Annotated in this window: 7 protein-coding genes; 4 read left to right on the forward strand and 3 right to left on the reverse strand. The window is 35.0% G+C overall.

Annotation, left to right across the window (positions count from 1 at the left end):
• Positions 1-20: 20 nt before the first annotated feature.
• On the reverse strand, positions 21-1,865 hold the full coding sequence (locus tag JAZ75_RS01425; protein WP_132770150.1) for a glycoside hydrolase family 2 protein: 1,845 nt from the start codon (positions 1,863-1,865) through the stop codon (positions 21-23).
• Positions 1,866-2,295: 430 nt separating this feature from the next.
• Positions 2,296-3,456, reverse strand: coding sequence for an aldose epimerase family protein (locus JAZ75_RS01430; protein WP_208699852.1), 1,161 nt, complete (start codon positions 3,454-3,456; stop codon positions 2,296-2,298).
• A 226-nt stretch (positions 3,457-3,682) separates the two neighbouring features.
• Here JAZ75_RS01430 and JAZ75_RS01435 point away from each other — a divergent pair, with 226 nt between their 5' ends.
• Both JAZ75_RS01435 and JAZ75_RS01440 read left to right on the forward strand, forming a co-directional pair.
• Positions 3,683-6,838, forward strand: coding sequence for a two-component regulator propeller domain-containing protein (locus JAZ75_RS01435; RefSeq protein ID WP_208699854.1), 3,156 nt, complete (start codon positions 3,683-3,685; stop codon positions 6,836-6,838).
• On the forward strand, positions 6,835-7,611 hold the full coding sequence (locus JAZ75_RS01440; RefSeq protein WP_206368480.1) for a response regulator: 777 nt from the start codon (positions 6,835-6,837) through the stop codon (positions 7,609-7,611). Before JAZ75_RS01435 ends, JAZ75_RS01440 begins: the two co-directional genes overlap by 4 nt.
• 87 nt (positions 7,612-7,698) lie before the next feature.
• Here JAZ75_RS01440 and JAZ75_RS01445 read toward each other — a convergent pair whose 3' ends face one another.
• Positions 7,699-9,171: a glycoside hydrolase family 76 protein gene (locus tag JAZ75_RS01445; RefSeq protein WP_208699856.1), complete on the reverse strand. Its 1,473-nt coding sequence runs from the start codon at positions 9,169-9,171 to the stop codon at positions 7,699-7,701.
• A gap of 342 nt (positions 9,172-9,513) precedes the next feature.
• Between JAZ75_RS01445 and JAZ75_RS01450 the strand changes: the two genes are divergently transcribed.
• On the forward strand, positions 9,514-11,673 hold the full coding sequence (locus tag JAZ75_RS01450) for a hypothetical protein (RefSeq protein WP_208699858.1): 2,160 nt from the start codon (positions 9,514-9,516) through the stop codon (positions 11,671-11,673).
• A 33-nt stretch (positions 11,674-11,706) separates the two neighbouring features.
• Positions 11,707-12,087, forward strand: a complete 381-nt coding sequence (locus JAZ75_RS01455) for a hypothetical protein (protein ID WP_208699860.1) — start codon at positions 11,707-11,709, stop codon at positions 12,085-12,087.
• Positions 12,088-12,122 lie beyond the last annotated feature (35 nt).

A 12,122-nucleotide genomic window follows, 5' to 3' on the forward strand; every position in this document is an offset into this window, starting at 1 on the left:
GTAGAGCAACCTAATACACGCTAACGTTTAATTAAAAACTCAAATAAAGGTTTGTGAATTGCCTTCAGTTCACTTTCAGGCATTTTTATTACTTTTCGATCGTAGGTCATTAGTCCATTTGTTTCAACTTCCACATCTGTGGTTTGCGTATAAACTGCCGCTGATAATCCCATTGGAATCAAACGGTTTAGATCATGAATAAGTCTTTTATAACGATCCAATAACTCCGTTTTATTTTTAAAACTTTGATAACCCCAGTTGTCTTTTTGTTGCCAAGAATGCCCCTCGACCGGTAAGCCTAAACCTCCAAATTCACCTAATGCTAAAACCTGATTTGCACCAAATAAAGAAGGATCAGGCATAGCAGCATCTGGATAATTATGAATGTCAAGAATATGTCCAGTTTCCATGAAATTCCCTCCACTGGCACTGTTCACTAAACGAGATGGATCATTTGCAATTGTCCATTCTGTAATTTCCTTAGTTTTAAACTGTCCCCAAGCCTCATTGAAAGGCACCCAGATGACGATGCTTGGGAAATTATGCAAAACTTCCATTATCGCCTTCCATTCTTTACGATAATACTGTTCTGATATTGCCGAACGCGTCTTGTCACGGTCACCTCCTGAAATTTTTCCGGGTTGCATATCCCAATTATTTCCACCAAGATCACCGCTTGGCATATCTTGCCAAACTAACATACCGATACTATCGCAATGACGGTACCAACGTGCAGGTTCAACCTTAATATGTTTCCTGATCATGTTGAAACCCATTTCCTTAGTTTTGATCACATCAAATTTCAACGCTTCATCTGAAGGAGCTGTATGCAGACCATCGGGCCACCAGCCTTGATCCAATGGACCATACTGAAATGTAAACTTATTATTAAGCATTAATCGTTGAATACCATCTTTATCTTGCTGCATCGATATCTTACGCATCGCAAAATAACTTTTAGCCTGATCAATTACTTTACCCTTACGTAACAATTGAATTTCCAGATCGTACAATTTAGGATTAGAAGGAGACCACTCCTCTGCATTTGGAACAGCAATCTTAAAAGCCACATTTGGCTCACCTAATTGCTCCTGCAGAATACGACTGCCATCCACAGCTTTCACCTTGATCTGATCGCCAGGCTGACCTCCGGATACCAAAGCTTCAAAGGTTAAGCTTCCCTCATCCAATTGCGGAGTTTGCTTAGTACTTACAATATGACTTTGAGAAACGCTCTCTAGCCAAACTGTTTGCCATATACCTGTCACAGGTGTATACCAGATTCCATTAGGATGCTTTACTTGTTTACCGCGTGGCTGTGGCCCATCATCGGTAGGATCCCATACCCGAATAGCAATATCCTGCTTCGATCCCTTTTTAAGAAATTTTGAGATATCCATCGTAAAGGGATCGAATCCCCCTTCGTGCCTACCGACCAGTTGGTTATTGATAAATACATCACATTGCCAATCTACGGCACCGAAATGAAGTAAAATCTTATTTTTTTGAACTGCTTTATCTAAAGTAATGCTATTACTATACCACAACGCTTTATCTTTTCCCACTTCTTTCCCTACGCCAGACAAAGATGATTCAACAGCAAATGGTACCAAAATATTACCTTCCCATTGGGTTGGAATAGCCTGAGCATCGACAGGTGTAATGGCATATTTCCAAAGTCCATTCAAATTTTGCCAATTGTTCGATCGGACGAGCTGTGGTCTCGGATATTCTGGATGTGGCTTTTCAACATTTACTTGTTCCCCCCAAGAAGTTAAAATATGCGAACCTGCGGGCTTCCAATCTTGAGCAAAGTTCATCTGTATGGTCATTAATAAACCTGCAAACAATAAAGTTCTCTTCATAATAAAAAAACGTATAATCATTAATATCTATATCACTATATTTAAAGATGGGACGACTACAAACCATGAACTTAGGCTCCCATCAAAATCAATTCAATTCTTATTTTGTAATCTCAATATTTTCCACACGAACCTAAAATGCTGTGATCAGTATCATTCTCTTTTAACCCCAAAACGATCATATTTTCTAAGATTAAACCATAATTCCTCGAAATAATTATTGAATGATTATTAGGTCCTTATGCTTAATTACTGGTTACTCAAATTTATGATTTAACAAGCTACTTTAACTTGCTAATTTTCTCAAAAATGTGCGCATTTGTATCATTTAATTAAGCTTAGCAAAGGATTCTAAATTATTATTAAAGAAAAGCCCATTACCTAAATAAGAAATGGGCTTGATTATGTTTGGATAATATGAAAATAACAATTACAGAACTGAGAATCGATATAGTGATTTAGTTTTATAGATCTGACCAGGAACTAATACGGTTGTTGGAAAATTCGGTTGATTAGGGGAATCTGGATAATGTTGTGGTTCTAAACAAAATGCAGTTCTAAAAGAGTCTTTTTTACCATTTTTCAATTGGACCTTTTCACTCATAAAATTACCACTGTAAAATTGAATCCCCGGTTCCTGCGTCAAGATATCCAGGACTATTCCGGATTGATCACCCACAATATGAGCAGCTTTATACCAATCACCTTCTCTTTGTTTATTTAAGACAAAATTATGATCATATCCCTTACCATAAGACAGTTGACGATCATTAGCATCAATATCTTTACCAATTGCCTTAGCGGTCGTGAAATCAAAAGCTGATCCGCCTACTTTCTCAAGTTTTCCAGTTGGAATCAATGTACTATCAACAGGCGTGAATTCATCGGCAAATAACTGAAGCTGGTGATTCAATATTGAACCACTACCTTCTCCGTTTAAATTAAAATAAGCATGATTTGTTAGATTTACAACCGTTTTTTTATCCGATTGCGCCTCATATCCAATTGTTAGTTCATTTTGGTCATTTAAATCATATGTAACTTCCATCGCAATATTTCCTGGAAAACCTTCAGCTCTATCTGGCAAGGTATATGCAAATGTAATCGATGAATCGCTCTTCATTTTCAAGGTCCAATTGGCAAAATGAACGCCATTAAACCCACCGTGTAGTGTATTGACACCATTATTAATAGGTAGTTGGTAAGTTTGTCCATCAAGTTGAAACATTCCCTTTGCTATACGGTTTCCAAAAGGACCGACAATCGTTCCAAAATAGGGCTCTGCCGGGTTGTTGTAATCGGTAGCTTTTGTAAATCCCAAAACCACATCCCTTAAATTACCTTGTTTATCCGGAACCCACAAACCAACTATGCGTGCACCAAAATTTGTAAAGTATGCATGCACACCCCGTTTATTTTTCAATTCAAATAACTGGACATCATGATCATTTATTTTAGCAGCAAATGCAGCGCTATCCATATAGGAAATCATTCCAGATTGATCCTTATTTTCTGTGACATTCTTTTGCTGACATCCTAATCCAACGACAAGGATACTAACAATACCCATACACTCCATTTTTCTTTTCATTTTTAATTTATTTTAGGTCCCTTATAAAGGTTCATAATTTTGATCATATTGATCAACTTAAGCGATTTAGTTGACAGATAAATGAAATAATTGAACTTAAAAGTTACGATTTACTTTTTAATTTTTTATCTTCAACCTTACAAGTACTAAAATCCTAAATTTAGAAAATATTGATTAGCAGAATTGTTTCATAATACTGCTCTTTTGTATCAATTACCAATTAGACATGATAAAAATTAAATTGTTGCTTCTTTATTTTGCTTATCTTTTATTTTCTGCTCATATCCATGCACAACCTTATTATTTTAACCATTATCAAATAAATGAAGGACTTTCTAACAACGCAGTTATCTGCAGTATGCAAGATAGCTACGGATTTCTATGGTTTGGTACCAAAGATGGATTGAATCGCTTTGATGGAAATTCTTTCAAACACTTTACAAGTAAAGAAGATCATCGAAGTTTAGGAAGTAATTCTATTATATCTTTAAAAGAAGACTATCAAAAAAAAATGTGGATCGGTACAGATCAAGGGATCTACTCTTATGATCCCATTCATGAAAATTTTGAAATATTAGATGAGAAATTTAGAAGCACAGAAGTTCCTGTTATTACGACAGATGGAAAGCACAACCTATGGTTTATATCCAATGGAATGCTTTACCTGCACAACCTTACAAATAAAGTAACAAGACAACTTACAAAATCAAATCTGTACATCACATCACTATGCAGCACAAAATCCGGAAAACTCTATTTTGGAACTCCAGAGGGTATTATTTACCTCGTTAACGAAAAGTATCAGATTACTCCATTTCTTGATTTCACAAAATCATTTGAAAAAAAAGATTGGTATAGCATTGAAAAAATAGTAGAAACAAAGCAGGGACAACTCCTAATTGGGACTTCCAAAGCGGGTGTGTTCTCCTACGAAAAGAGCACTGGAACACTTACTTCCATTCTTGGTCAAAAACAGTTGAAACAATTTTTATATGTAAGGGATATTCTTCAACCGAATGACCATGAATATTGGTTTGCAACAGAATCTGGCTTGTTTGTTTATCAAATCGCCACTAAAAGTTTTCTCCATTTACGTAAGGAGAATCATAATAAATGGGGTATTTCCGACGATGCAATTTACAACATATTACAAGACAAAGATCAGGGCATCTGGTTAGGTACTTATTTTGGTGGACTAAATTACTATCATGCACATAACAGCATCATCGAAAAAATTTTACCGGGCGACCAACCAACAAACCTACAAGGATCGGTTGTAAGGGCCATTAAAAAAGACAAAGAAGGTAATATTTGGATGGGTACCGAGAACGGCGGAATATCAAAATGGAACCTCTCAACCAATAAGATCCAAAGTTTTACGAGTCAAAATAGCTCATTAGCTAATAATAATATTCATGGATTACTAGCCATTAAAGACAAATTACTAGTCGGTGCTTTTGTAAATGGACTCGATATATTCGATTTAAAACGTTTACAGGTGACACAACATTTAGATAGAAATAGTTATCATAATTCGGAACTTGAAAGTAATTTCATATTCCACCTCTATCAAACAAAAAAAGGTGAAATTTTAGCTGCTTCTACACGAGGATTGTACCGCTTTAATTTGGATACCAAACAATTTTTCTTAATAAAAAATGTACCGGCTTATATTTTTTACACCTGTATATTAGAGGACTTCCGGGGTAATTTGTGGATAGGTACGTGGCGTGATGGTTTAATTTGTTACAATCCAGAGACCAATTATTTTAAACATTATAAGCAGCAGACACATGATCAACATGCGCTACCCAATAATCGAATTAACAGTTTATTTGAAGATTCAAAAAAAAGATTGTGGATTGCAACTGAAGGAGGAATGGTAAAAAAAGAATTTGAAAATAACAGCTTTAGCTCTATAAGTATAAAAGACGGAATGCCCAGCAACGTTATTCTCTCATTTTTAGAAGACAAAGAAAATAATATCTGGGTGGCTACTTCCAAAGGTCTTGTTAGGTATAACCCCGTCAACCACAAAATACGGACATTCAATATGGAATCGGGTTTACCAACATTACAGTTCAATTACAACTCTTCCTTTGATGATAACAACAATAATTTCTACTTTGGGACTATCAATGGTTTGATCCGATTTAAGCCCGAACAATTAAATCAAATCAAATACAATGCAAAAACACCTATTTTTATTACAGATTTAACTGTCAATAATCGAGAAGTAAGTCAAACTGATGAATCAACCATTCTCAAAAAATCAATTCTCTTTACCGAAAGTATTAAACTTAAGCACGATGAATCCTCATTTAGCTTAGATTTTGCAGCATTACATTACCAAGCTCCTCATTCTGTACGCTATAGTTATAAAATGTTAGGAATAGATGAAAAATGGAACCCTATCAATGGTATCCCCCGCGCATACTTTACCAAACTGTCGCCAGGAAATTACACATTCATAATTAAAGCTGAAGATCCAAATGGCACTGCGATTCCACAAATCAAGACCTTGAAAATAGAAGTATTACCGCCAATATGGGCAAGTCTTCCTGCATATCTTATCTATGGATTTATTATTATCGGGCTTATCGCATTTATAATTCATCATTTTAATGAAGCAATAAAACAGCGGAATCGTCAACATATCTTAACAATCCAAAACTTAAGAGATCAAGATTTATACCGTTCAAAAATCAATTTTTATACTGATGTTGCTCATGAAATCCGAACTCCGTTAACATTAATAAAGGCCCCTTTAGAAAAATTGATGGATAGAGTCGAACGCAGTCCGGCTGTAGATAAATTACTGCTAACGATGGAAAACAATACCAATAAACTTATTGAATTAAGCAATCAATTACTGGATTTCAGAAAGGTAGAGGCCGAAGGGTTTAAATTAAACTTTGCTCCGCATAACATAAGCCATATTTTACAAGAAATTATCAATAATTTTGCCATAACCTTAATTGCTCAAAATCGTGTTTTAACACTAGATATCAGTCAGAGTATTATCGCTTTAATAGATCTGGACGCTTTCGAAAAAATCTGTTATAATCTGCTTAATAATGCATTAAAATATGCTGATCATCGAATAGAAATAACATTAAAAACTGATGAAAACACAAAAACATGTGTATTGATCATAAAGAACGACGGGGCAATAATTCCGCCAACAGAACAGCAAAATATTTTTGAACCTTTTAATCGCTTAAAAAGAAGCAAAAGTATTTCAGGTAGTGGATTAGGTTTAGCCCTAACTAGATCATTGACCTTAAAACATCAAGGGACATTAATATATGAAATAGACGAATCCTCCTTCAACGTATTTAAACTCATACTTCCTCTAAATCAAAGCTCACTATCATCATGAAAAATGCAAAAGCCAATATCCTCTTAATCGACGATCATCAAGAATTACTTGAATTTATTGCAGATGATCTCTGTGAAGAATATCATGTTCAAACCTGCAACAATGGTATAGAAGCATTGAAATTGATGGAATCGGATAATTTTGATTTAATTATTAGCGATGTCATGATGCCGGAAATGGATGGCTACGAATTATGCCAACATATTAAAGAAAATATGGCATCCTCCCATATTCCGGTAATTTTACTTACGGCGAAAAATAGTATTGAATCTAAAATCCAAGGCTTAGAATTTGGCGCTGATGCTTATATTGAAAAACCATTTTCACCGGCATTTTTAAGAGCACAAATTGCCAGTCTTCTAAAAAACAGATTAAAAGTAAAAGCTTTTTTTGTTAGTAACCCTTTATCACAGATACAGAGCATTGGGCAAAATCAAAGCGATCAAGAATTTCTTCAAAAAGTGGATGAAATTATTCAGAATCATTTAGATGATCCGAAATTCAATGTTGACCGTATGGCTGATATTTTGTGTATGAGCCGACCAACACTCTATCGAAAAATTAATGTTGTTTCAAGCCTATCTCCTAATGAATTGATTAACCTGACCCGGCTGCGAAAAGCCGCAGAATTACTAGCACAACGAAAATTCAAAATCTATGAAATATCCAACTTACTAGGCTATAGCTCGGCCACGCATTTTTCACGGAACTTTCAAAAACAATTTGGAGTAAGCCCTTCTGAATTTTTAGAACAACAAAAACTACACTCCTAAAATAACTAAAAGACCCCATGCTAAATACATCAGGTCTTTAAAATCAATCTTTAATTTTTGACTAAAATCACAACCTGCTATTTAGGTTTATTTCGATTTGTCTAATTCGTATTGCGATAAAATAGCATATTGCGCAGCATATGTAAACATGAACATACCTTCCAGATTATTTTTATTTTGATCGGTGTCCCATCCCTTTAATAAATCTGTTGGTAAAAACCCATCCTTCAAGAAATGGTCATATCCATAATCAAGATTCTTTTGAAAAGACTCCATGTAACTTCCTACTTTTCTATAATTAGGATAAATATTAAAGAATCCCCGTAGTAGGATACCGTTAAACCAATTGTTGAATCCGGAGGATTCGTAAGTGTAATATGCCGGAATCTGCTTTCCCAATTTTGCAAAATACTCGAAACTAGCATGAGATAATGACTGTGCATCTTCCCTATATTTTTTTGATTTTGTTACACGATACAGATCTGCTGCTCCAGAAATCATCGTTCCGCTATTATAGGAAAACGAAGGACCTACAGCAGTTTTCAAGCGTGTATTTGCACGGTATCTCGTTCCATTTACATTCTCATATGCGATAGTACAATCCGGAAAGCAATCTCCCATCATATCTGAATACACACCTTGGTTGTTTAAAAGGTAACGTTTTTGCCAATCGTAGACTTTTTTTGCAAAACTTAGATAATAATCACCTTTATTTAACATTTTAGAACGACGTGTTTTTTTGTCTTTTGGATCGACATAGCGATGCTCGATCTGATCAGATTTATGCTTATAGATTTCGTGTAGCCATACCAAGGGGCTAACCATTGGACCGTTGCTACAAGCATGCTTGGTCACATAACCTGGGCCCCAGGGAATACCGCCATGCTCTTTATTTCTATCATCTAGTGTACTATCCCAACCGTCAAGAACATAGGCCGTCAAATACTCAGCCTTTTCTAAAAAGACTCGATCATTCGTTAGGTGATAGGCGTCTAATAATTCACGGACAAGCCACATTTGGTCATCGTAAACATTCAGTATCCCAGTAACATTCGCTTTCCCCTTTTCTCGAACACGGTCTACAGCATAGACTGCCCACTCTTTTTCTTGTGTAAATGACGTCAACTTAAAAGTACCTAGATAATAATCAGCATTATCAAATAGTTTTTTCAACAAATCGACATAACGCTTGTAATATTGATTAAACAATAATACATTGCCATTTTCCTTTTGAAGTTTAAGACTTGTTAAAATTGCATTAACAGCTTCTATCGAAGCTGTATACATCCAAACACTCCCCCTTTCAGAAGATAGTTCTTTGGTATCCGGGTTGTAAAATCTAGCCATGGTCATCTCATCACCTGAAAAATAGGTGGCAATGGATTTATCAACAAGCTGAATGGAACGCAGTAAATTCTGATTTTGTAGGTCTAAAACATTCTTGCCATCCCTGCCATTTCGAATCGTGGCATGGGTAGGCGTTAAAAAACAAAACTGTACAAACAGTAATAGTGGAATAGCATGAATAAAAATGCTTTGTAGCTTTCTTAAAAATTTCATAAGAAGAATCTGGTTTATAATTAGTCAGAATTTTGCCCATGATTAGGGCATTAAATTCTGGAACAAGATAAGTGGAATCGATTAATTTTAGGGTTAAAAAGGGGTTAATAGGCAAAAATAAAACAATAACCCGGTTTTACTTTAATGCTACAGCGTGTTAAAATCAGAAAACATGTAACAACGTATTTATTTCATTTGATTATTTTTTTGTATACTTTTAAGGCATTAAGATGTTGAAAAATTAGTTACTAACCATTAAATCATCTACGAAGGTTTATTCGGTCGCCTTTTAAAGGGAATGATGCGTCCATGCTTCTTGATTTAAGTTTTTGATTGCGTTGTATGAAATTCTATTATATATATTTTGCTATTTACTTATTCCTGCCAACGCTATCCTTTTCACAAGGACTTAAATTTAACGGAGGTCATCACGCAATCGATAAACGTACTTCTTATGAAGTTTTTGGAGAAAACACAATTTCATTTGAAGGACTATTTGATATTGACTTTCAACTTGCAATCTATGGCACCAACTCACTGGGGAATATCCTTAGAGTTCAAAACAAGGAAAATAATACCATCTATAACCTGTTTTATGACGAAGAAAAAGATCAGTGCATTTTCAGACTAAATGAAGAAGGAAAAAGTAGTTTGATCATAGCTAAGATAGATCGTCGGTTATTAGACAACAACAGCTGGTTTCCGGTTAAATTAACCTTTAATCTGACACAAGGAATTTTTAAACTTCAAATAAAAAACAAAGTTTTCGCATCCGAAAAAATTAAACTCCCTAACCCCTATTTTCCAATCATTACTTTCGGAAAAAGTGATTACCTAATCGATGTCCCAAATATGGGAATTAAAAACCTATCCATTGGAAATAAAAATAACAAATATGTGTTCCCCTTGAGGGAAAATGAAGGTAATATCGTTCATGATTTTGAAGGAAATAACTATGGTTTAGTAAGCAATCCCGAATGGTTGATCAATGATTCTTACAAATGGCAATTAGTACAAACCTACAATTCGTCGATTCAAGCAGGCTCTAATTACAATGAAAGCAGAAAAGAAGTCTATTATTTCAATCGCGATTCTATATTCATTCATAATATCAAAACGAATGACACTCGGAAAGTTGCTTTTCAAAAAAAATGCCCTGTCAATCTGATCCAAGCAACCAATTTTCTCGATGTAAAAGCAAATAAGCTTTATGTTTATGAATTGTATCATAATTATCCCTATGAGGGCCCCACCGTCGCCAGTCTTAATCTAGATAACTTAACATGGACTATTGAAAGCTATGATCGTGTCCAAAAGGAACTGCATCACCATGGATTCTTTTTTGATCAACAAGCAAAGCAATATTACATCTTCGGAGGATATGGAAACATGTCCTATAGTGACAAATTCTATCAATATGCCGCTAATTCTACCAAATGGCAAAAACTTGAAGATTTTACCGGAGATAAGCTCTTCCCTCGATATTTTCTTTCAGCCGGCTATATGGAAAAAAACCGTACGGCTTATATTTTTGGAGGAATGGGAAATGAGTCGGGAGAGCACATTGTTGGAAGAAAATACTATTATGATCTACACAAAATTAACTTAGATACTAAAAAGGTGACAAAAATGTGGGATATTCAATGGAAAGATAAGCACGTGGTACCTGCACGTGGTATTGTATTCCCAGATCAGTCACACTTTTATGCCTTATGTTATCCCGAGCATCTCACCCGATCAGCAATCAAGCTTTATCGGTTTTCAATCCAAGATGGAAGCTATGAAATATTAGGTGATTCTGTATCCATCTATTCGGACAAGATTTCAACACGGGCACAGCTTTATTATGACCATCAACTTGGACGTCTACTCGCTTTAGTACAAGAGTCAAATGATGATGTTAAGTCAACATTAAAAATCTATTCCCTAAACTCCCCTCCTATTTCAGAAACAGAATTAAGCAATTATCCCAAAAAAAATAATAAAATTAAATATCTGATTTTTGTATTATTCGGAGGAACTGTTGCAATAGGAGCTTACATCATGTTCAAAAGGATCAATAAAAAATTAGAGCGACACATGATCTTACCAGTGCCTGCAGATGTAGCTGATAGCAATAAAGAACATTTGTTGGTCAAGACTAAAAAATTAGCACCCATCGATAAATTAAAACCAAGTAATAACGAACCCGCTGTCTGGAAAAATAACTTACGAGCCAATGCAATCTATTTATTTGGAGAATTTACGGTATTAGATCGCAATCAAAAAGATATATCCCATTTATTTAGTACAAGACTGAAACAAGTTTTTTGTTTGATTTTAACCCACGCAGGTGAAGTCGGGATTTCATCAGCATTATTAAGTCATCTGGTATGGCCAGACAAATCTGAAGATAAAGTCAAAAATTCAAGAGGCGTTACAATCAACCATTTAAGAAAAGCATTAAGTGAATTGGATGGGATAGAATTACGCTATGAGAAAGGGCGTTTTAAAATTGAATAACATGCCGATTTCTATTGCGACTATACGAGATGTATGAAACTCACTTCGTCTATTAACAATACTGAAAACAGAGATGAGTTAATTCATCTATTACGAAGGGGAAAGTTCTTACAGGGTACCAATCAACCTATTTTCGACTCAACTAAGGCTGATCTAGAGAAAAATATAACACCTCTTTTAATCACTGAAATCTATCAAAGTATGGAGAAACATGCCTATAACGATAGCATAGCATTGGCTGAAGTTATTTTTCTATTTGACCCTCTCAATGAAAATGCCTTATTTATGGAAATTAAAGCAATGATTGCTTTAAAAATGCTCCAAGAAGCTCGCATACGTTTTCAAAACTTTGCTAGCGAATACAGGAACATCATGGGGGAAGATCTCCCTTTCAACTTTGAAGATATAGCCTAATTTACATCTTAAGGATTTAAACCTCCAATCAAATG

The organism is Sphingobacterium sp. UDSM-2020, assembly GCF_016132525.1.
Taxonomy (GTDB): domain Bacteria; phylum Bacteroidota; class Bacteroidia; order Sphingobacteriales; family Sphingobacteriaceae; genus Sphingobacterium; species Sphingobacterium anhuiense.

Coding starts and splice junctions, on each gene's coding strand:
- JAZ75_RS01425 (WP_132770150.1), bottom strand. CDS start 1,865: ATGAAGAGAACTTTATTGTTTGCAGGTTTATTAATGACCATACAGATG.
- JAZ75_RS01430 (WP_208699852.1), bottom strand. CDS start 3,456: ATGAAAAGAAAAATGGAGTGTATGGGTATTGTTAGTATCCTTGTCGTT.
- JAZ75_RS01435 (WP_208699854.1), top strand. CDS start 3,683: ATGATAAAAATTAAATTGTTGCTTCTTTATTTTGCTTATCTTTTATTT.
- JAZ75_RS01440 (WP_206368480.1), top strand. CDS start 6,835: ATGAAAAATGCAAAAGCCAATATCCTCTTAATCGACGATCATCAAGAA.
- JAZ75_RS01445 (WP_208699856.1), bottom strand. CDS start 9,171: ATGAAATTTTTAAGAAAGCTACAAAGCATTTTTATTCATGCTATTCCA.
- JAZ75_RS01450 (WP_208699858.1), top strand. CDS start 9,514: ATGAAATTCTATTATATATATTTTGCTATTTACTTATTCCTGCCAACG.
- JAZ75_RS01455 (WP_208699860.1), top strand. CDS start 11,707: ATGAAACTCACTTCGTCTATTAACAATACTGAAAACAGAGATGAGTTA.